The sequence below is a fragment of the Enterobacter cloacae complex sp. SHL001 genome (assembly GCF_049236825.1).
Classification (GTDB): Bacteria; Pseudomonadota; Gammaproteobacteria; order Enterobacterales; family Enterobacteriaceae; genus Enterobacter; species Enterobacter hormaechei_C.
The window spans coordinates 437,259-459,203 of the sequence record NZ_JBMKIP010000003.1; the positions used below are offsets into that span (position 1 = coordinate 437,259).

A 21,945-nucleotide genomic window follows, 5' to 3' on the forward strand; every position below is an offset into this window, starting at 1 on the left:
GAACGGTGAGACAGGAAGGAGAAAATTCGCGCAATCATGTCACCTTTTATTTTCAGGTGCAAGAAGGAATCAGTATGCGTTACGCCTCCCAAAGCTAAGCGTAATCTGGGACGAACGTGCCATAATCATGCAATGCCAGTGCTTAAATAACAGGAGTTAAACGTGGTAATTGGACCCTTTATCAATGCGGGAGCCGTATTGCTGGGCGGTGTACTTGGGGCAGTATTAAGTCAGCGCCTGCCGGAGCGTATTCGCGTCTCCATGCCTTCTATTTTTGGCCTGGCGTCGTTAGGGATTGGTATCCTTTTAGTGGTGAAATGCGCCAACCTGCCGGTGATGGTACTGGCGACGCTGCTCGGCGCGCTCATCGGCGAGTTTTGCTATCTGGAAAAAGGTATTAATCACGCGGTAGGCAAAGCCAAAAATCTGATTGCCCGACCGGGCAAGGCAAAGCACGGCACGCACGAGTCGTTTATTCAGAACTACGTTGCGATCATTATTCTGTTCTGCGCCAGCGGCACGGGGATATTCGGTTCGATGCAGGAAGGGATGACCGGCGATCCCAGCATATTGATTGCGAAAGCGTTTCTGGATTTCTTTACTGCCACCATTTTTGCCACCACCCTCGGCATCGCCGTCGCCGCGATTTGTGTGCCGATGTTGCTTATTCAGCTGGCGCTGGCCACCTGCGCCACGCTGATCCTGCCGCTGACAACGCCAGCGATGATGGCAGACTTTACCGCCGTCGGCGGCCTGTTGCTGCTGGCGACAGGGCTGCGCATCTGTGGCATTAAGATGTTTGCAGTGGTGAACATGCTCCCTGCCCTGCTGCTCGCGATGCCGCTTTCCGCGCTCTGGACGCGCTTTTTCGCTTAAGTTTGCGACGAAATGGTGAGAGAGTGTGCAGTCTGCACCGAAAGCAACAAATTTCGTTGACGCCGGAGGGAGGATCGGGTTTAATGCGCCCCGTTGCCCGGATAGCTCAGTCGGTAGAGCAGGGGATTGAAAATCCCCGTGTCCTTGGTTCGATTCCGAGTCCGGGCACCACTTATTTATAACCCTCGCTTCGGCGGGGGTTTTTGCTTTCTGAGTCAGCAACTCGTTGTTTGAACAGTAGTTACCGCCCTTATCTCTCCTCCGGCCCCGCTTCCCGGTGGTACAACTGGCGTTGTTTACCGCCTTTACCGCCACACAGAAGCAGAAAAACCTGACCTTCACCGATCTATTTGAGCATTACAAATGCACATATCAATTGGACAGAGCCCGACAGAGCGGCATCACGTATCCGTGATTACCCCCCATCGGCTAACTGTTTTATTAGATTCATCGGTGGTAAATCCATCCGGGACATCCTGAAAAGTGACCTTTCGGCGTTCCGTACACTGCTGGAACAGGCCCTGGCTAACCGCAGTAAAGTAGGCCGAGGAACGAAGCTGTAAAAAGCGACTTCTACTTCAGACACCGTAACCACATTGCTACTATATTGTGTGTGCGTTGGCACGCATGGCTGTCATGGGGGCATTTATCAGTCTAAGCAGAGGCCGATAAAGCAATTGAGAGGAACTACAATGGATGCAGCATTACTTAACATGATGCGTTCAGATGGAAGAAATAAAGCCTGGGCGGAAACTATGGTGAATATGGAAGCCAGGAAACTGGTAAATACAGCCAACACTCTGTCGGCTTTTCATCTCAGCGATAGTTTGACTCGAATGAAGTTTGTTCAGGAAATTCGGGACCTCATAGAACATCAGTTTACGTTAGCTCGTCGGGCTAAATCAGATGAAGAATGCATGGAATGCGTTAAAATTCTCAGAGAAGAAAACAGTAACCTGCTGGAACAAGCGCGTTTATTAAGAACGAAGGCAGCGAAGCTTTACGCTAAAGTCGAGTTTATCCGAGAGAATAACATAATTGTTGGGTATGTGATCTCGGCTGTTAGTGTTGTCCTGGCCGGTGCTGAAATAGCCGCAGGATTTACCCTCATAGGCACTATGACCCCTCTCGGGGTTCTTGCTGGTGCGATTCTGGTTACTGACGGGACAAACAGCATCAGTAAAGAAGTGGCTCGCTACGCAACTAACAACACTACCAGTGAAGGGCTGGTCGCGAATGCCGCGATGTCTACAGCTGAGTTTATGGGCTTTAGTCGTGAGAATGGGTTAGGTGTCTACAAATCAATTTCACTGGCCGCTAATGCGTACACCATTTTTTGCTTGTTACGGCGACCTGGTACCTGGCGACTGTTTCGTTATCTCCCTGCTGACTATTACCGAAAGGTGAGCACACTGAGCCGCCCGCAGCTTACAATGAAAATAGCGGGTTATGGCGTGAAAGCTAAGATTATTTTTGATCTGTTGTCCGTCAGCGACCCGTCCCAAAATTAGTCAGCATTTTACGATAACGCCAGGATTTGTAGCCAAGTTTTGCTGGCGTTATATACCAGATGAAAGGTAGTACAATCAATAATGTGAGCGCAAGTGTCAGGCTTGTATCCTTGGATGCAAGTAAAAGAGTTAAAGCCAGTATGATGAAGGCAATAATAGTTATCCACTTCATAGCCTTAAAACGATTGGCCAGATCATGAGTTACGCTATCAAACGAACCACCGTAATTTTCAATATTGTTTTTTAACTTTTGAAGATCTCGTTTGCTAAAACCTGATTTTAAAAGTGCCTCTTCGCTGGTCATTCTGTTATCCGTCCCATAACTCACTGAAACCTGTGACGAAGTTTAACTTAATTTGGCGGATAAATCGCTACCTGACGATATTCGTCAAATTTATATATATCAACGAGTTGAAGATATCTTAGAGTATACGCTCGAAAACTGACATTATTGCCCACTGCGGAACTTCGCTGGTAGCAACTCTAATGACTCCTTCGGGGCCGTTTCCAACATCTCCCGCCCTGCCCGGTAGAAGCAACATGCAGATCACCACAGGAGGCTGAATCATGCACGATGAAATCATTAATCAGGCCCGCGAAATCCTCCCTCAGCGGCGTCAGCCATACCGACACATTGGCATCACAGCAGGACACCGCGTACTATCTGGCCCTACAGTGAAGCGCAATGCTGCTATTATCTATTCCCCTATCCACGACACCCTGACCACTGCGTCAGCAGCGCATGCAGTTTAGCCGGCTCCAGAGGCTTGCGCAGCACCAGGTACCCTTCCTGCTCCGCCTCCAGCAGAACCGGAGAATTAAATTCGCCGCTGACTATCGCGCCGCTCATATCCGGCAGACGTTCAAAAAGCGCTTTCAGGATGTCGAAGCCGCTTTCGCCCGATCGCAGGCGCTGGTCGCACAGCACGGCGAACGGCGTAAAGCCGTCGTCGATTATGGCAAACGCTTCTTCAGCCGAGGCCGCACAGCGTACGTCGATTCCCCAGACGCTCATCAGGCTCTCCCAGGCAGACGTCACCAGCGGGTCGTCATCAACGACCAGGCAGGAACCGTGCAGAGGCGCATAGCGTACCGGCGTGGCGGTATTGTCAGCGGCGGGCGGGGTGTCCAGCACGCTATCTTCGCCAGCATATTGGATAAAGCGCATCCAGAAGCGTGAGCCTTTACCTTCAATGGATTGCATTCCGTATTTCACCTTCATCAGCTTGGCACAACGGGCAACGACGGCCAGTCCCAGCCCGTGCCCGGCGCTGTCGATCTTCCATGCCAGCTCGGGGCGGTAGTAAGGTGAGAAGATTTTGCCCTTCTCTTCATCGGCAATACCGACTCCCGTGTCCCACACCTCCACCATACACTCGTCACCGCGCGGTCGGATGGCGACCAGCACCCCGCCCTGGAGCGTGTAGCGAAGGGCGTTTTGAATCAGGTTAATCAGGGACTGTCGCACCAGCAGCGGATCGCCCATCACGTCGATACGGCGTTTAGGCCGCCGGATGCACAGCCTAAGCGCGCGGCTGTTGGCCTCTTCACGAAACAGCGTGATGACCGAGTCGAGCAGAGCACCGATATCCACTTTGGTCGGGGCAGAGAGGACATTCCCGGATTCTATTTTGCTCAGATCGAGCAGAGAATTGAGCATTAAATGCACCGAGCGAACGCTCTGCTGAAGGTCAAGGAGTTGCGGCGTCAGGCTGTCGTCCCGGTTTCGGTGGAGGATGGCTTCGATCAGAAAGCCCATTGCGTGTACGGGCTGGCGCAGATCGTGACTGGCGGTGGTCAGAAACTGATTTTTATCCAGCAATGCCTGCTCCGCGTCCTCTTTGGCCTGACGAAACTGTTCCGCAAGGCGTGAGCTTTTTTCCTCAAGCAGCGCTTGCTGAATAAAGAACGCATGGGAAGTTAACGCATGGCGGTAAATCGCGAAGCCGTAAAGCAGATTTAGCATGAGCACGATGAACATCAACTCATCCAGCCGCCAGATAATACCGAGGTTCAGCACCCCCCAGGAGGCGAAGAAAAAACGCGTAAAGGTACTGATGACAGGCGTCAGATGCGTCGCATTGGCGGCGACGATGGCGGCAATGCTGATATTAAGTAACAGGAAAAAGTCAAAATTCTGCGTCTGTGGCGTAATTAAATAGAGAGATGAAATTCCCAGCCCGTGAATAAAGGCAATATTATTAATACGCGGAAGCCAGCGTCGCAGAACGTCCCTTTCACCGTTTTCTTTCGCTTCACGCTGATAGCGTCGGTGCAATATTCGTATCGCCACGGCACATAGCAGATAAATAATTATCCAGATAATCGTCGGGCCGAGTTCATCCCCAAGCATATAAATCCAGATGGCGAAAGGAATACCAACAAAGGGTACCGCACTAAAGCTGAATACCAGCCGCAGAAAGGTGTTGTTTAGCAAACGGATCTGCGCCGGAGCAGAGATACCATCATTTTGTAAGCTCTGAAAAAACCTCATTCCGACGGTTCCTGCTTGCCATGCAGAAGCGTGATGGCTTCGACCCGGCTGTTAACGCCTATCTTTTTCAATATATTGCTGATGTGTTCTTTGACCGTGGGCTCAGAAATTGAAAGCTGGGCGGCGATGCGTTTATTTGGCAGGCCGCGCATAATCATATTTAACACGTCTATTTGTCGCGGCGTTAAGTTAAATTTACTTAACTTCTCATTATTCGTCTTAACGGAAATTTCGTTTCCCTCAGGAAACCAGGTCTGATTATCAGTGAGTGCGAAAACGGCCCGCGAGAACATCTCAGGTGGCTCGCTTTTCAATACAAAACCGTGTCCCCCGGCGGCATTAACTTTGCGCCAGATATCATTATTGTCATCCCCGCTGACCACCAGGAGTCGTACCTGTGGGTAAAGTTGCTTTACTTCTTTGAGTAATTTCAGGGCCGTTCCGGAAGAGAGCCAAAAATCGATTACCAGCAAACGTGGCGGGCCATGATCCCTAATTTGGCGGTAGCAATCATCCTCATTCGTCACCACACACGCCTGCTTAAACTGGCAATGTGTAATCAGAAAATTGGCGATGCCGCTTGCTACCAATGGATGGTCATCAACGACTAACGCATAATTCTGTCCCAAAGGAGCCTCCTTTTACCTTCGCATATCTTAGAGTACAGATGGATTATTATCTACCCACCCTACTTTAGGAGGGTTTTTTCGATTAGGAAAGAGAAATATATTATTCGCTGATTTGGGTAAAAGAAAACATAAATACAATCAGTGAAATTAACTGGTTGGATATCAAGGATAATTTATGAAAAAACCACTAATCGTTTTAACCGTTACGTTGATGCTAGCCGGTTGTTCCACGTTGAAAACCGATCAGGCTATTCCACTCCTACAGGCGGAGACCGCTAAAATGCTGGGACTGGGCTCATCGGATGAAATAACCGTATCCAATGTTAATGGCGCCCAGCCGGACGCACTGGGAGGACAAAAACTCTCTTATCGCGCCACGACAGAAAAAGGGCGTATTTTCGATTGTTCATCGATGATGATGCCGGGAATTTTAGGATCTGCACCGACGCTGAGCGCGCCAACCTGTACACCAGTTGTCACACATAAATAATTAGCACCGTATTAAAAGGCGTACTGAAATAACGCCTTTTACGTTATCTGACGTATCTGAGTTTTCATATAAAAACGATGTTCCTGACATCATGCTAATGAGTACGGAGATAGCCCGTGAATAACTCTACATCACATTCTTTAGCGGTTAAGACACCGCTTTCCAGACTTTACCTCGCTCTATTTTCCGCGCCGCTGTTACTTTTTTTACCTGCCGATGTCGCGCGTGCAGCCGATGCCTTTTTTGATGGCGAGTCGCGTATTACCGAAACGCTGGGTTACACCGGAGATGTTTATGTTGGACGTAACCAACGCGGAAACCTGCTGATCGATAATGGCAAAATCACCGCCTATAACATCAATATCGGTCGGCTGTTCGACGGCCAAATTTATGAAAGCGTGGTCACGGTCCGTGGGCCAGACGCTGAGCTTAACGCGGTGAACGATCGGTACGTCCTGCGCGGCGACCTGAATCTTGGCCTCGGCACCCTGCGAGTCGAAGAGGGCGCGCTTGCGAGCGCGAAGGAGATCGTTGTCGGCACCACCCGCGGCTACGACAGCCACCTAATCGCCACGGGTGCCGGTTCTCGTGTGACCAGTAATTTTCTTAGCGTAGGCACCGATCTGGGCGCACGCTCTACGCTTGCGATTGGAGACGGCGCTGCGCTCAATACCGCTTACGATGCACGCATCGGCAACGGTACCGGACCGGGTGAAACCGACACGCTGAGCCCGAAAGCCACCGTCATGGGGAGCGGGTCACAGTGGAACGTTGGCCGTACGTTGACGCTTTATGGCGACCTGGACGTGCTGAACGGCGGGGTGGTTAACGTTGGCGGCGTGCAGGTGGCGGGCGTCTCCGGCGCAGGGAAAACCGCCGAACTGGTTATTGCGGGCAAGGACTCGCGCTTTACCAGCGGCAGCAGCGTGAACGTGGGCGATTATGGCAATGGCGTGCTGTCTGTGATTGACGGAGGTTCATTTTCCGCGGGCAGCAATGCGCTAATCGTGGGGACATCGGGTTCCGGCTCGAACCGGGGTGCGCTCATTATCGGCAGCCGCGGCAATATGGACACCGGCACGGGTTTAACTGAGCCAACGCTTGGCACGGCGGGCGGCGCAGGTACCCTCGATGCGAAGACGGCAATCAGCCTGCGTGGCGGACTGTTCGGCAGCTATGTCTACTTCAACCATACCGACGGAAATTACCTCTTCAGCAACACGATGAGCGGTGAAGGTGATGTGATCAATACCTCCGGGCAGACGACGCTGAACGGCGATCTTTCCGCACTCAAGGCGAACGTAACCGCGCGGGGCGGTAAAGTCATCATTGCCAGCAATATTAATACCCAGCCAGAAGACGATATCTTTGACGTCCAGACCCTTAGCGCGGAGAACGGCGGTACGCTGATCCTCAACGCGACGGCGGGTTCAGACGTCAGCAACGGGGTGGGTTACAGCAGTGCCGCGTCAATCAAGTCCGGCGGCACGCTGGGCGGCAACGGGACGCTGGGCCAGACCGAGATCCTGTCCGGCGGACATATCTCGCCCGGCGACGGCAATATCGGTACGTTGACGCTGAAACGCTATCTGAACTTTATCGGCGAATCCTTCTATGACGTGGATATCGCAGGAGATGGCCCCAGCGACCAGCTACTGGTATCGGGCAAAACCACCATCAGCAATCAGGCTAAGGTACAGGTCACCGCGCTGGATCCGCAAACCAGCTATAAAACGGGCCAAAGCTACCGCATTTTGACCTCCGACGGGGGAATCGACGGTGAGTTCGCCGGAGCGATCTCCAAATCCGCCTTCCTCGACGTGGCGCTTAAGCAAAGCACCAACGCCGTCGATCTGACCATCGCGCAGAAAGAGACCGGTGGCGAGAATCCTGGAGGAGAAAACCCCGGAGGCGAAAACCCTGGCGGTGAGAATCCTGGCGGTGAAAACCCAGGAGGAGAAAATCCTGGCGGTGAGAATCCTGGTGGTGAAAACCCCGGAGGTGAAAACCCGGGCAGCGGCAAGCCGGGCATTTTCCAGACCGTGGCCCAAAGCAGCAACCAGTGGAATACCGCTGGCGCGCTCTCCACGCTGACGCAAAGCGGCCCGTCGCTGGCGCTGTATAACTCGCTGCTTCTGCTAAGCGCACCGGAAGCGCGCGAGGCGTTCAACCAGCTTTCTGGTGAAGTTTATCCGTCAATGCAGTCCAACCTGATCGCTGGCAGCACGCAGGTGTTTAACGTGTTAAACCAGCGGATGCAGCGCGCGTTTGATAACGACAGCCTGCCGATACCACCGTTAGCCATGTCGCTGGTGCAGCAGCCGGAGCCGCAAAACAATGGCGTCTGGGGCCAGACCTTCAGCTCCTGGAGCCGAAACAGCGGCGACGGTAACGTGGGCAAGCTGGACGGCAACACCACCGGCTTCCTGCTGGGGGCAGATCGCAAACTGGCGGACCATAACGTGCGTGTCGGCGGCTACTTCGGCTACAGCCGGGGTGATTATGACGTCGACAGCCGTCGCTCCTCAACGGATACCGACAACTATCACCTTGGTCTGTATGCGGCGGGTCAACAGGATGCGTTCTCCCTTCGCGGCGCGCTGGGTTACACCTGGCACAAGATCGAAGGCGAGCGCAATGTTGATTTCAGCGGCTTCTCGGATCGGCTGAAGTCAGATTACGACGCGAACTCCCTGCTGGCGTTCACCGAAGCGGGCTACCGTTTCGGCCAGCCAGACAGGAATATTGAGCCGTTCGTCAATTTATCGTACATCCGGCTGCATACCGACAGCTTCAGGGAAGACGGCGGTGCCGCTGCGCTGAGCGTCCGTAACGAAACGATGAACACCTTCTATACGACACTCGGGTTGCGCGGTGTGACCGAGTTGCCGAAGCACGTTAACCTCTACGGTTCGTTGGGCTGGCAGCACGCCTATGGCGATAAGAATACCTCTTCGCGCATGGCGTTTGCGGGCAGCGACGCGTTCATTACTCAGGGACAGGCCGTGGATGAGGATGTGATTGTCGGTGATATCGGCGTGAGCGTACAGCTGTCGCGTGCTGCGACGCTGGATGTGGGTTACCAGGGACAATATGGTGCGGATACCCGCGTCAACTCTGTTAACGCCAATCTGCGCTGGTCGTTCTGAATTATTTCCATTAAAAGAACCCGCCCTCGTGGCGGGTTTCTGCTTTTGGCTTCTGACGAAGCTAGGGATCGTTCCCAACCACGTCCAGCAGTTTGTTTTTAAAGATAAACAAACACGCCTCGTTGAAGTTACCTGCTCCTAACCGCTCCGACAGCACCGTTCGCTTGCGATAGAGGCTTTTAACCGACATATTCAGCTTATCTGCAATCTCTTCCATTGACCTCCCTGCCTTCAGCAACCTGATCATTATCGCTTCGTGTCGACTCAGCCGTAAGTTAAGCAGCCATTTGGTTGTCAGACGCCTGCCTTTCATATCAAGCACCAGATTGAATAACGACGCCATATCCGGAGCCGTAAGCGACGTGTTCATAAACAGCTTCATACTGAGAAGATCCTCCTCTCGAGGACGCATATCCAGCATAACGCAGCAGATCGTTTTTCTCGTTCTGGCCGGATGGCGTATCAGGTAATCATATAAACGGAGCGGCGTACGGCTATCAATCAGTACAGTATATTCATTTGCGTCGGTATCAAATATGTTTCTGTCTATCGAACTGAGGCAAATTATATCCGGGAAAAATAGCCGCATCCCCCTGACAAGGAAACAATCCTGAGTCACTAACACTATTGAAGTCGCCACTAACCATCCCTTTTAGATTAAAGCAAGCCCGCCTCTTAAGAAACAAGAACGCTTTCGTTTATAGCGTTTTACATTAACGGCAAATGTTTTCTGGCTTTGATCATCCCTCAATATGACATTGGTGAGCTAGACTTTTTGTAGACTATCACTCAATGCCTGGCGTTAATTATAAATAAAAAAGAATTTCAGAAAAGTCACTTCTCTGAACATTAAGAATTTTTGTCATGAAACTTCCCAAACATGCACCAGAAAGTACTTTAATTAACTCAGCAGAACTTCATTTCTAATATAAAAAAACAGGAAGCAGCAAAAGAAAAAACATTTAACATCAATCAGTTAAAAAGAACAATCCTGCACTGAATTATCTAAAAAACTTACTTCTTCCAGAATTATCTCAAAACCTCCCAGCCGCTTTTCAACTTATTTATCCCCCAACATATCGGGTGTACATTAAGCCCAATCAGACCACTGAGATGAGGGCTCATAATTACCTTTAAGTAAGTACCCCATAACGTAGCATCATTCAGATTTAATGTTCTCCTTTATGCCCTTTAACACAGAGTTAAAAGGCGGCCGTGTTATGCAATGGATTCACGATAAACAAATGGCAAATAGATATGGAAAGATCGCTTAGCTTCACTACGTTATTCTTTTATCGCACCACAATATTATTGCTCCTGCTTTTACTCTTTCCTGTTCTGGTTCAGGCTGATGAATCCGTTTATGAGCATCAGATACAACAGGCACGTAACGGTAATTACGCTCTGTTTCTTGATTACCTACAGCGCTATGAGCAACAGCATGCTTTAACACCCGGACAGGTTGCGGACTGGTTACAGGTAGCCTCCTGGGCAGGACGCGATGATGAGGTTATCCGGGTCTGGCAGCGTTATGGTATTTATATGCCGCTGCCCGCTCGCGCCATCGCTGCCGTCGCCCAATCCAGAAGAAACCAAAAAGCCTGGCCATCCGCCTTATCGCTGTGGAAAGAGGCGCTCAGCCTTGCGCCAGATAACGACGATTACCGCATCGGCTATGTTAAGACCCTGGCCGATGCCCGCGGAGATCGCCTCGCGCTTTCGGAAGCCCGGCAGCTGGTTAAGGACGATCCTTCTCCCGCGCACCTTGAGACGCTCTCCTATGTCTGGATGCGCCAGGGAAAAAACGGGGACCGGCTGCTGGCGGACATGCGCGCACTGAACGCCGCTCCCGGGAATAATGCCCTTCTTCGCGAGACGATCGATGCGTTAACGGAAAACCGGGTAAGCACGCCTGCACTCTGGCTGTCGCAAAGCGCGGCGATGTCTCCCGCGGAGCGCCGCCGCCTTGAGCGTAACGCCGCGGCTGAAAGGGTACGCCTGGCGGATGTGCCTGGCAGAACGGAGAAAGAGCGCCTGCGGCTGGCACAAAACGCGTTAGATCGCTATCACACCCTGCTTTCCCGCTGGCAAAACGAACCGCAGGCGGCTGAAGACGTCGTCCTTGCCCGTATCGATCGGCTTGGCGCCCTGTATGCGCAGGGTAATTACCGGCACGTCATTAGCGAATATGAGGCGCTGACGGCCGCACAGCATCCGGTACCGGACTGGGCCATCGGCTGGGTGATCTCGGCATATTTGCAGGAGAAAAACACCGTCGCCGCCTTCTCGCTTGTGCAACGCTATCCACACTACGCCTCCGATCCGCAGGATGAGGAGCATGCGCTTTTCTACGCCTGGCTGGATACGGGGCAGTATCAGACCGCCCGCCGCTACGTTGAGCGCGAGACCCGCAGCGTTCCCTGGACCCGCTACGATTTCGGATCCCCGACCGCTCAGCCGAACGATCGGTGGCTCACCGGACAGTCTCTCAAACTTAACTATTTGCTGGCGACCAACGCCCTGCCGGAGGCCGAAAAGCTGTCGTATCGTCTGGCATCAACGGCGCCGGGAAATCAGGGGTTACAGATTGATTATGCCGCCCTGCTTCAGGCCAGAGGCCTGCCGCGCGCGGCCGAGCAAAAGCTTAAACGAGCAGAGGCGCTTGAACCCGCGAATCTGGAGCTTGAAAAACAGCAGGCTTACGTCGCAATGGACCTTCAGGAGTGGCGCCAGATGGATTTACTGGCTGATGACGTAATTGCTCGCGCCCCCGCCGATCGCAGCGCCCGTCGCCTGGACAGACTCAGAGCGGTCCACCATATGTCTGAGCTGCGTCTGAACGCGGGTAAAGGATTGCACTCAGATAACCCCGTCAGCGGTAGCCACGACATGAACTGGGACGCCACGCTCTATGGCCCGCCCGTGGCGGATAACTGGCGGCTGTTTGCCGGCGCCCGCTATGCCCAGGGGAATTTCGACGAAGGTAAAGGCATCAGCCGCCACCTGCTGGGCGGCGTTGAGTGGCGCCCCCGTGACCTCACGCTCGAAGCCGAGCTCTCCAGCAACCGCTATCACGGTACAAACAGGCCGGGCGCACGGCTCTCAACAACCTACAGCCTGAGTGATAACTGGCAGGTCAGCGGTAACCTCGAACGCTTGTCACGCGCCACACCCTTACGGGCATTACGCAATGGGATCAGCGCCAACCGGGGTGAAGGTGGGGTGCGCTGGTATCAAAACGAGCGACGTGAATACCAGTTCAACGCCGCCGTCAGCCGCTTCTCAGACCACAACCGCCGTCAGGAATACACCCTCTCCGGGAAAGAGCGTCTCTGGCAGACCCCGACCCTGACGCTGGATCTCGAACCGGGGATCGCCGCCAGTAAAAACAGCCTGCGGAATACGCTCTATTACAACCCGGCACGGGATCTGTCCGTGACGGCTGCCCTGTCCGTTGACCATGAGATGTACCGCCACTACGACACCCTCTGGAGCCAGCAGTTCGTGGCAGGAGGGGGTAGCTACTGGCAGAAAAATCAGTCCGCGGGTGCCGTTACCCTGCTGGGTTACGGGCAACGCATCCAGTGGAACAACGTTGTCGATACTGGCGTGATGCTGAACTGGGATAAGCGCCCTTACGACGGCAAACGCGAGAGCAATCTCTCCGTCACGTTAGATGCGACTTTACGCTTTTAAGGATGAATATGCTGAACACACGTTTTTCTGTAAGCCTGATCGTCATCGGCTGGCTCTGCCTCAGCGCGAGCCTCTGCGCGCAGCCGCTCTCCTTTATGGCCCCTGAAAAGAGGCCGCAGCTGGAGGCCAGCAAACCCTGGCCGGAGAATCAGTTTCTGGTCCTGGCCTACCACGACGTTGAAGATGATGCCGCCGATCAGCGCTACCTCTCCGTTCGCACCAGCGCGTTAAACGAGCAGATAAGCTGGCTTTTGCACAACGGCTATCACGCCATCAGCGTGCAGGACATTCTGGATGCGCATGAAGGGAAAAAAGCGCTGCCGCCGAAAGCCGTTTTGCTCAGCTTTGACGACGGCTACAGCAGCTTTTACACCCGGGTCTGGCCTCTGCTTCAGGCCTGGAACGTTCCTGCGCTGTGGGCGCCGGTGGGCAGTTGGGTGGATACGCCGGCAAATCAAAAAGTTAACTTCGGCGGTCTGATGACGCCCCGCGATCGCTTTGCCACCTGGGATATGGTTCGCGAGCTCAGCCAGTCCCCGCTGATTGAGATTGGCTCGCATACCTGGGCCTCGCATTACGGCATTCCGGCCAACCCGCAGGGAAGCCGTGAACCCGCCATCGCCAACCGTTTTTTCGATAACGCGACGGGGCATTACGAAACCGATGAACACTTCAACCAGCGGATCGCCGCAGACGTACGGAAAGTCACCGATAAAATCACCCAGGTGACGGGAAAAGCGCCGCGTGCCTGGGTGTGGCCCTATGGGGCTGCCAACGGTACGTCGCTCGCTATCGCCCAAAAACAGGGCTATCAGTTGGCCTTTACCCTGGAGGACGGGCTGGGAAACGTGCGCGACCTCGGCAACATCCCGCGCCTGCTGATCGCCGGAAATCCGTCGATAAAAACCTTTGCCAACACGGTTAGCCGCGTTCAGGAGTTTGACCCGGTGCGCGTCATGCATGTCGATCTCGATTACGTCTACGATCCCGATCCGGCCCAGCAGACGAAAAACATCAACAAACTCGTCCAGCGGGTCTACGACATGAAAATCAGCCATGTGTTTCTCCAGGCGTTTTCGGATCCGCGGGGCGACGGCAGGATCGATGCGCTCTATTTCCCCAACCGTCGGCTCCCGGTCCGGGCCGATCTCTTTAATTTTGTCGCCTGGCAGCTACAAACCCGCGCGGGAGTGAAAGTCTTCGCGTGGATGCCGGTTCTCTCTTTCGATCTCAGTCCAGCCTTGCCGCGCGTGCAGCGCCGGGATCGTCAAACGGGAGAGTTGACCGTGGCCGCCGAGCCCTATATCAGGCTCTCCCCCTGGAGTCCGCAGGTTCGCCAGCAGGTGACGGAGATCTATGAAGATCTGGCCCGCTATGCCAGCTTCAATGGCATCTTATTTCATGACGACGCGGTGCTGACGGACGTTGACGATGCAGGACAGGACACGACCCGACAGAAGAGTCAGCGACTTATCGGCTTTACACGCACCCTGAGCCAGGCGGTGAAAAACATCCGTGGCCCGCAGATCAAAACCGCGCGGAACATGTTCGCGTTGCCCATTCTCGAGCCGGAAAGCGAGGCATGGTTTGCGCAAAATCTCGATGATTTTCTGGCGGCCTACGACTGGACGGTGCCGATGGCAATGCCGCTGATGGAGTCCGTCCCGGCAGAAGAGAGCAATGCCTGGCTGACGCGTTTAGTCAAAGCCGTCGCCGCACGCCCCGGCGCGCTGAATAAAACGATTTTTGAGCTACAGGCCAGGGACTGGGCACAGAAACCGCAGCGTGCCGTAGCCGATGAACGTCTGATGGAGTGGATGCGGGTGCTCCAGCTGAACGGCATCAAAAATTACGGTTATTACCCCGACGACTTCCTCAACAACCAACCTGATATTTCAAGTATCAGACCTGAATTTTCTTCGTACTGGTATCCTGACAATGACTGATCGCATTATCGCCTTCTCTATTTTGTGTCTGGTATTCGGGTTGCCGTTAGGCGTAGCCGCGCTGTTTACCGGCGAACTGATTCTGGACTTTGTCTTTTTCTGGCCGCTTTTTATGTCCGTGCTCTGGGTAACCGGCGGCCTCTATTTCTGGTTTCAGCTTGAACGGCACTGGTCGTGGGATAACGCAACACCCGCCCCCGCCTTAGCCGGTGAGCCGTTAATCTCGATTCTTATTCCCTGCTTCAATGAGGAACGCAACGCACGGGAGACCATTAGCGCCGCGCTGGGTCAGCGGTACTGGAATGTGGAAGTTATCGCCATCAATGACGGTTCTTCTGATAACACGGCGGAGGTACTGCAACAGCTGGCGCGAGAGCAACCGCGCCTGCGGGTGATTAATCTCGCGGAGAACCAGGGGAAAGCCGTGGCGCTCAAGGCCGGCGCTGCGGCGGCCCGGGGCGATTTGCTGGTCTGCATTGACGGCGACGCCCTGCTCGACCGCGACACCGCGGCGTATCTGGTGGCACCGCTGATTCAGTATCCCCACGTTGGGGCCGTCACCGGGAATCCGCGTATTCGCACGCGCTCAACGCTGATTGGCCGCATTCAGGTGGGCGAGTTTTCTTCCATTATTGGCCTTATCAAGCGAACGCAGCGGATCTATGGCCGGGTCTTTACCGTCTCCGGCGTCATCGCCGCCTTTCGCCGACAGGCGCTGGCGGATGTCGGGTACTGGAGCCCGGACATGATCACAGAGGATATCGACATAAGCTGGAAGCTTCAGCTTCGCCACTGGGATATCTTTTTCGAGCCGCGGGCACTGTGCTGGATCCTGATGCCGGAGACGCTAAAGGGGCTGTGGAAACAGCGTCTGCGCTGGGCGCAGGGGGGGGCAGAGGTGTTTCTGGTTAACCTGCGCAAGATGGCCCGCTGGGAGCATCATCGCATGTGGCCCCTGTTTCTTGAGTACGCGCTATCAACGCTGTGGGCGTTTGCCTATGGGGCAACCGTGGTGTTGTTCATTCTCAGCCATATTATCCCTCTTCCCGCGAACCTGGCCGTTGCGAGCCTGTTTCCCCCGGCGTTTACCGGGCTGCTGCTGGGTGTGATGTGCCTGCTGCAATTCCTCGTCAGTTTGTATATCGAGCGGCGCTACGAGCGGAAAGTGGCAGGCTCGCTGTTCTGGGTAATCTGGTTCCCGATGGTGTACTGGATGATTGGCCTGTTTACCACCCTCGTGGCATTTCCGAAAGTCATGCTTAAACGTAAACGCGCCCGCGCGCGCTGGATCAGTCCGGACCGGGGTAAAGGGAGCATTCAATGAACGAGAATACGTTAATTTTGACTGAACAGCGGCTGGCACCGCGTCTTTTCGATGCCGCATTAACGCTGATAGCCTGGGGAGGATTCCTGTTTTTCCTTTACGCCAGGCTGTGGATGCAGTTAACCGAGGAGGGCGATCACCGCTGGAGCGTGATTATCGCCTCTTTTAATACGGTGCTGGTCTATCTGCTGATTGCGGCGTTCAACGGCTGGCTGCTGATCCTGTGGTATCAGTACAATCGCCGCCGCGCGCATGTGAGGCGGCGTCATCCGGAAATGTTGCGCCATGACGAGCTTGCCCAAAGTTTTAACGTCACGCCGCAAATTATGTCCGAGATGAGCCAGTACAACCTGCTGACGGTTTACCATGACCAGATTGGCCGGATCATTGATTTGAAGATCAGCGAGCAGCAGGAAGAGGAAGAGCAGTAATGAAACGCCCCCGCAACATGCCCTGCGGGGGCGTTTTTATAACAGGGAGACGTTATTTATCTTTCACCACAATCAGCGGTTCAATATCGCTCTCTTTCTTCACCACCAGCGAGTCATCCCCGCGCAGACAGGTTCCGCCATAGTTCCCGCCCACGGTAAAGGTGCAGACCTGAATGTATCTGCCGTCAACTTTCGGCAGGCACCATAGCTGCTGGTAGATATTTTTGCGGTCAACAAACTTGCCGCTGGACTGGTCCAGCAGTTCGTCCTGGGCGCCGATCAGATCGATATTGCTCCCGCAGCGTCCGGCGATCGGTTTAACGGCATAACCGGTCCGTTTGAGCAGATCGTTGACCTCAAAATCGGTATCCAGCAGGTAACGGTGGTTCGGGAACAGCTGCCACAGCACCGGCAGGATCGCCTTGTTACCTGGGATCACCGTCCACAGCGGTTCAAAGACCAGCACTTCCGGGCGCAGCAGGACGTCAATCAGGCGCACTTCACCTTGCGGATGACCGGTGCGGATAGGCACGGCGGCGTACTCGGTTTCGCTCACCTCGCGGATCTGCTCAATCGCCGTTTCCCACGCCCAGGTTTTCCATACGCAGTTGACGTGACGGCCTTCATCATCAATCAGTTGCCCGGCGGCATCCCAGCTCAGCGCCCCCAGTCCATGCAGGATTTTGGTTTCAAACCCGGCCTGGATCAGCGAGCGCTGAATAAAGAGCGCGTGGTAATCCTCTTCGGTATCGTTGTCCTGCATGATATGGACGAACGGCCGCGCGTGGCTGTGCTTCCATGCGCCGGTCAGCTCCTCCAGCAAGCCTTCCGCCGGATTGTGGCCGGTGCCGCGATAGCCGTTTTTCACCCACTCTTCAAGAATGAGCCCGCCCTCGGTATGGCAGGAGGCGGAATCCGCGTTGTACTCGTAAACCTTGATGCCGCGATCATCCATGCAGAAATCCATACGACCGGTGATCATATGGTGACGACGCCACTGCCATGAAAGACGCAGACGCGGCCAGAGAATTTTCGGGATGTCGAAAAGCGCGAGTAAGCTGTCGTCTTTCAGCACCTTGTCGGTGGCATGAAGGTACATCAGGTGCAGTTCGTTGGTGGCTTTGATCAGCTCCTGCTCGGCGCTTTCGGTAATGGTGAAGTACTGGCAGGGATCGTTGTTGATAACGTGGCCGTTGGCGCGAACGTACGCCTGTTGCAGGGCGTCGTTTTCATTGAGCCATTTTCCGTCGAACTGACGGTTGTTCTTCAATCGCGCGCCGCTGATTTTCAGCAGTTCACCGTCGATCTCCGGCTGAGGAATACTGTGTTCCGTCTCCTCCGTCTGGATCATCCAGCCGAGGATCTCGGTATCGTTGAACGTGTCATGAAGCGTATAGCAACCGTCCTCCACGCTCAGACGAAGCTCGCGCGTCCACTGCTGCCCCATCGGCAGCGGGGAGTGAATAACGTTCTGCTCGGCAATGCGCACTCTGTCATCCAGCAGCTGGGTAATGACGGCGACGTGGCCGGTCTCATGAAACTCACCGCCCTTTTGCCAGATGAGCAGCGCACCGGCCTGCGGCGCGCGTTTTGAGCCATTAGCAAAGGCCTGTAGCGGCAAAATATTGTCATTTACCACCTGGCGCAAAAAACGCAGGGAGAAGATCTCCCACGCCATCCCGACGTCGGTAAAAACAAACCCGTGATTGAGAAACAGGAAACGGCGCGCAAACTCAACGCACTGCCATTTATGGCCCATGTATTCGTTGCCGATATAGCTGCGGAATGCCGCGTCTTCCGGGTAGTGACGCGGATCGAGACTGCCGTAATTTGAAGAGTAAATCGCCACGCCACCCGGCGCATAACCTAATAACGTCCCGAAGGGTGCGTCACTGCTTAACGTTCCTTTACGCATGTGTCCAACCTAAAACAGGCAGGCGGCAATTTTTTTGTGGGGTTGTCGTCGTCTGCACGTTGTAATTAACTGACAGAGGTGGCGTTATCATACACCCGCCCTGCCCATTACGCTCGCATCGTTAAACGGTTCCTGCATCTCCTGCTACACTGCCTCAACACAACACCAAAAAGGCAGGCCAACATGTCAGATAACACCTATCAGCCACCGAAAGTGTGGGAATGGAAACAGAATAACGGCGGCGCGTTCGCCAATATCAACCGTCCCGTCTCGGGCGCGACGCATGAGAAAGAGCTACCTGTGGGCGCGCACCCGCTCCAGCTGTACTCTCTCGGTACGCCGAATGGACAGAAAGTTACCATCATGCTGGAAGAGCTGCTGGCGCTGGGCGTGACGGGCGCGGAATACGACGCATGGTTGATCCGCATTGGTGAGGGCGATCAGTTCTCCAGCGGTTTTGTCGACGTGAACCCGAACTCGAAGATCCCGGCCCTGCGTGACCACTCCACCACCCCGCCGACGCGCGTCTTTGAATCCGGCAATATCCTGCTCTACCTGGCCGAGAAATTTGGTCACTTCCTGCCAAAAGATCCGGCAGGACGAACGGAAACCCTGAACTGGCTGTTCTGGTTACAGGGCGCGGCCCCGTTCCTCGGCGGCGGTTTTGGCCACTTCTATAACTACGCACCGGTGAAGATTGAGTACGCTATCGATCGCTTCACTATGGAAGCTAAACGCCTGTTCGACGTGCTGGACAAACAGCTGGCGCGTGGTCGTTACGTAGCGGGTGAGGAATATACCATTGCGGATATGGCAGTCTGGCCATGGTTTGGCTGCGTGGCGCTGGGCAGCGTGTATAACGCCGCCGAGTTCCTGGATGCCGGGAAGTACACCAACGTGCAGCGCTGGGCAAAAGATGTGGCGAATCGTCCGGCCGTTAAACGCGGGCGCATTGTTAACCGTACCAACGGCGAGCTGAACGAGCAGTTACATGAGCGTCATTCAGCAAGCGACTTCGATACCCAGACGGAAGATAAACGTCAGGGTTGATCCATGACCGGGCGGTTCGCCGCCCTTCTTCCGCGATGAGAAAAATGCGTCAGCACGCGTGCGCAAGGAGCCTCGTATGTCAGACCAGACGCTAAAAGCGACCCGACAGCAGAGTCTTATCACCTTGCTGAGTAAAAGCGACTGGCTGACTACCGATGTGCTGGCTGAAAAGCTCTCCGTCAGCAAAGAGACCATCCGCCGGGATCTGAAGTCGTTGCAGCAGCAGGGGAAGCTTCTGCGCCAGCACGGGCGCGCGCGTCTGATTCATCCGGACAGCCGCGACAGCGGTGAACCCTTTGGCGCACGCCTGAAAAGCCATTATGCCGACAAAGCCGATATTGCCCGCCACGCGCTGGGCTGGATCAGCGAAGGGATGACCATCGCCCTCGACGCCAGCTCAACCTGCTTTCATCTGGCGCGCCAGTTGCCGGACATCGACCTCACCGTATTTACCAACAGTCTGCCTATCTGCCACGAGATGGCAAAGCGCGAGCGGATCACGCTTATCTGCTCCGGCGGAACGCTTGAGCGTAAGTATCGCTGCTATGTTAACCCGGCGCTGGTGACGCAGCTAAAAGGGCTGGAGATCGATCTGTTCATCTTCTCGTGTGAAGGGGTCGATGAGCATGGCGTCCTTTGGGATCCGTCCGAGCACAACGCGGGCTTTAAGGCGCTGCTGTTAAACCGCGCCAGCCAGTCGCTGCTGCTGATCGACAAAAGTAAATTTATGCGGGCAAGTGAAGTGAAAATTGGTCAGCTGTCGCAGGTGACACAGATTATTCAGAGCGATAAACGTCAGGCCGCCAGAGACGGCCTGACACGAGAGGTTACGCGGTGAGACGGAATTTCTGCACTGAGCGCTGGAGTTCTTCGGTCTGCCGTTCAAGTGCGGCGGCGGCGGCGGAAACCTGCTCCACCAGCGAGGCGTTCTGCTGGGTCACGCCGTCCATCTGCGTGATGGCAACGCCGACCTGAGAAATACCTTTGCTCTGCTCCTCTGACGCGGCGGCGATCTGCTTCATAATGACGGTCACTTCCGTCACGTCGCGCAGGATCGCTTCCATCGTGGTGCCGGTATCGTTCACCAGCTGCGCCCCCTGCTCCACGCGGGCAACGGAATCTGCAATCAGCCCTTCGATCTCTTTTGCCGCATTCGCGCTGCGGCTGGCCAGATTACGCACCTCACCCGCCACGACCGCAAAGCCCCGCCCCTGCTCCCCGGCCCGGGCCGCTTCCACCGCGGCGTTCAGCGCCAGAATATTGGTCTGGAAGGCGATGCTGTTGATGACGGTAGTGATTTCAGCGATTTTTTTCGAGCTGTCCGAAATGCCGCTCATGGTTGTGACCACATCTTCCACCAGCGAGCCGCCGCGGCTGGCCGTACTGGAGGCGACATCCGCAAGCTGGCTGGCCTGGCGCGCACTTTCGGCGTTCAGCTTCACCGTTGCGGTTAGCTGCTCCATGCTGGCCGCGGTCTCTTCCAGCGCGGCGGCCTGCTCTTCGGTACGCGAAGAGAGATCGTTATTCCCGCTGGAGATCTCCGTTGCCCCGCGCCAGATATTCTCGCTGCCGGAACGAATCGTGCTGACCGCTTCCCGCAGGCTGTCCTGCATGGCGCTCAGCAGCGGCACCAGTTGCCCCACGCAGTTGCGGCCAAAGGATTCAATCGGCTGGCTGAGATCGCCCTGCGCAATCTGGCGGAACTGCTGACGGATACGATCCAGCGGTTTTACCAGTATCGCCACCAGGTAGCGGTCGGTGAACAGCAGGATCAACAGACCCACGATCGTGGCGGTGATAATCACCGTCCGGGTCATGCTGGTGAGGCCGTCGACCACCACGCGCGTGCTGTCGAGCGCCTTCGCCGCGGTGTTGTTAAAGTTCTCAGCCGCTGACCCGAATGCACGGCTTAGCGGCGGCGTGACGTTGTTGGCATGCTGACGATAGCCTTCGAGCGTCGCCTGCTTCGCCTGCGCCATCTGCGGCGTCACGCCACGATCGAGCAGCGCCTGCCAGGTGGAAATCACCTGCGCAGACACCTTTTCATCCATCGGGCCCGGAGAGATAGCTTTCATCTCTGCCAGCTTTTTACTCATGTTATCCAGCGCCTGCTGTGCAGGAGCCAGGTCCGGCGTGCCGCCCGCCGCTTTAACTTCCATCGCCCGGCTCAGGCGGGTGACGAAACGGAAATACTGATCGTTGCCTTGGCTCAGCACCGTCATTTGCCGGACCAGCTGGCGGTCAACGTCATTACCATCAGAAACACGAGACAGAGACCAGGTGCTGTAAAGCCCCACGCCTGCCCACATGACACAAAAGATCCCCAGTATCGTCAGCATGACGAAACGGATGGTGAAATTACGAAGCATCTTCATTGAGTATTCCTTGCCGTGAGGGTGAATTCGCCCAGAGGCGAGTACTACCCTCTTTATCG

Annotated in this window: 16 protein-coding genes and 1 tRNA gene; 11 read left to right on the forward strand and 6 right to left on the reverse strand. The window is 54.9% G+C overall.

All coding sequences use genetic code 11. The annotated features are described in order from the left end of the window. The first annotated feature begins 162 nt into the window (after positions 1-162). From ACOTYH_RS11495 to ACOTYH_RS11505, 3 genes are all read left to right on the forward strand, one after another. Positions 163-876, forward strand: coding sequence for a DUF554 domain-containing protein (locus ACOTYH_RS11495; RefSeq protein WP_017692680.1), 714 nt, complete (start codon positions 163-165; stop codon positions 874-876). Between the two features lie 95 nt (positions 877-971). Beyond that, a tRNA-Phe gene (locus ACOTYH_RS11500) sits at positions 972-1,047 on the forward strand. Between the two features lie 521 nt (positions 1,048-1,568). Beyond that, positions 1,569-2,387: a DUF4225 domain-containing protein gene (locus ACOTYH_RS11505; RefSeq protein ID WP_421637747.1), complete on the forward strand. Its 819-nt coding sequence runs from the start codon at positions 1,569-1,571 to the stop codon at positions 2,385-2,387. Here ACOTYH_RS11505 and ACOTYH_RS11510 read toward each other — a convergent pair. The 3 genes from ACOTYH_RS11510 to ACOTYH_RS11520 all read right to left on the reverse strand — a co-directional run bounded on the left by ACOTYH_RS11510 (position 2,365) and on the right by ACOTYH_RS11520 (position 5,510). Next, positions 2,365-2,691: a hypothetical protein gene (locus tag ACOTYH_RS11510; protein WP_058689580.1), complete on the reverse strand. Its 327-nt coding sequence runs from the start codon at positions 2,689-2,691 to the stop codon at positions 2,365-2,367. The genes ACOTYH_RS11505 and ACOTYH_RS11510 overlap by 23 nt on opposite strands. 402 nt (positions 2,692-3,093) lie before the next feature. Beyond that, entirely contained in the window at positions 3,094-4,881 is a 1,788-nt protein-coding gene (locus tag ACOTYH_RS11515; RefSeq protein ID WP_086626176.1) for a hybrid sensor histidine kinase/response regulator, read from the reverse strand. Further along, entirely contained in the window at positions 4,878-5,510 is a 633-nt protein-coding gene (locus ACOTYH_RS11520) for a response regulator transcription factor (RefSeq protein ID WP_017692678.1), read from the reverse strand. The genes ACOTYH_RS11515 and ACOTYH_RS11520 overlap by 4 nt, the downstream gene beginning before the upstream one ends. A 175-nt stretch (positions 5,511-5,685) precedes the next feature. Here ACOTYH_RS11520 and ACOTYH_RS11525 point away from each other — a divergent pair, with 175 nt between their 5' ends. Beyond that, positions 5,686-6,000, forward strand: coding sequence for a lipoprotein (locus tag ACOTYH_RS11525; protein WP_017382737.1), 315 nt, complete (start codon positions 5,686-5,688; stop codon positions 5,998-6,000). A 116-nt stretch (positions 6,001-6,116) separates the two neighbouring features. After that, positions 6,117-9,149, forward strand: a complete 3,033-nt coding sequence (locus ACOTYH_RS11530) for an autotransporter outer membrane beta-barrel domain-containing protein (RefSeq protein WP_421637748.1) — start codon at positions 6,117-6,119, stop codon at positions 9,147-9,149. 61 nt (positions 9,150-9,210) lie between these two features. Here the strand turns inward: ACOTYH_RS11530 and ACOTYH_RS11535 are convergent, their stop codons facing one another. Beyond that, on the reverse strand, positions 9,211-9,738 hold the full coding sequence (locus ACOTYH_RS11535; protein WP_045324834.1) for a helix-turn-helix transcriptional regulator: 528 nt from the start codon (positions 9,736-9,738) through the stop codon (positions 9,211-9,213). Positions 9,739-10,406: 668 nt separating this feature from the next. Here ACOTYH_RS11535 and pgaA point away from each other — a divergent pair. The 4 genes from pgaA to pgaD are packed head-to-tail and all read left to right on the forward strand — an operon-like array spanning position 10,407 to position 16,546. After that, positions 10,407-12,845: a poly-beta-1,6 N-acetyl-D-glucosamine export porin PgaA gene (gene pgaA / locus ACOTYH_RS11540; protein WP_421637749.1), complete on the forward strand. Its 2,439-nt coding sequence runs from the start codon at positions 10,407-10,409 to the stop codon at positions 12,843-12,845. Between the two features lie 8 nt (positions 12,846-12,853). Next, complete coding sequence (gene pgaB, locus ACOTYH_RS11545; RefSeq protein ID WP_421637750.1) at positions 12,854-14,791, forward strand: poly-beta-1,6-N-acetyl-D-glucosamine N-deacetylase PgaB; 1,938 nt, start codon at positions 12,854-12,856, stop codon at positions 14,789-14,791. Further along, on the forward strand, positions 14,784-16,115 hold the full coding sequence (gene pgaC, locus ACOTYH_RS11550; RefSeq protein WP_015571860.1) for a poly-beta-1,6-N-acetyl-D-glucosamine synthase: 1,332 nt from the start codon (positions 14,784-14,786) through the stop codon (positions 16,113-16,115). The genes pgaB and pgaC overlap by 8 nt, the downstream gene beginning before the upstream one ends. Next, positions 16,112-16,546: a poly-beta-1,6-N-acetyl-D-glucosamine biosynthesis protein PgaD gene (gene pgaD / locus ACOTYH_RS11555; RefSeq protein ID WP_032655018.1), complete on the forward strand. Its 435-nt coding sequence runs from the start codon at positions 16,112-16,114 to the stop codon at positions 16,544-16,546. The genes pgaC and pgaD overlap by 4 nt, the downstream gene beginning before the upstream one ends. A 52-nt stretch (positions 16,547-16,598) precedes the next feature. Here the strand turns inward: pgaD and gss are convergent, their stop codons facing one another. Further along, entirely contained in the window at positions 16,599-18,461 is a 1,863-nt protein-coding gene (gss, locus tag ACOTYH_RS11560) for a bifunctional glutathionylspermidine amidase/synthase (protein ID WP_421637751.1), read from the reverse strand. 183 nt (positions 18,462-18,644) lie between these two features. Between gss and yghU the strand changes: the two genes are divergently transcribed. Together yghU and fucR are read left to right on the forward strand one after the other, a co-directional pair. Further along, on the forward strand, positions 18,645-19,511 hold the full coding sequence (gene yghU, locus ACOTYH_RS11565; RefSeq protein ID WP_003862465.1) for a glutathione-dependent disulfide-bond oxidoreductase: 867 nt from the start codon (positions 18,645-18,647) through the stop codon (positions 19,509-19,511). Between the two features lie 76 nt (positions 19,512-19,587). Then, a complete protein-coding gene (gene fucR / locus ACOTYH_RS11570; RefSeq protein ID WP_015571863.1) occupies positions 19,588-20,349 on the forward strand; it encodes an L-fucose operon activator in 762 nt (253 codons plus the stop codon). Here fucR and ACOTYH_RS11575 read toward each other — a convergent pair. After that, positions 20,339-21,886 (reverse strand): methyl-accepting chemotaxis protein, encoded by a 1,548-nt coding sequence (locus tag ACOTYH_RS11575; RefSeq protein WP_032671998.1) that lies wholly within the window; start codon positions 21,884-21,886, stop codon positions 20,339-20,341. The two genes, fucR and ACOTYH_RS11575, sit on opposite strands and share 11 nt — an antisense overlap. Positions 21,887-21,945 lie beyond the last annotated feature (59 nt).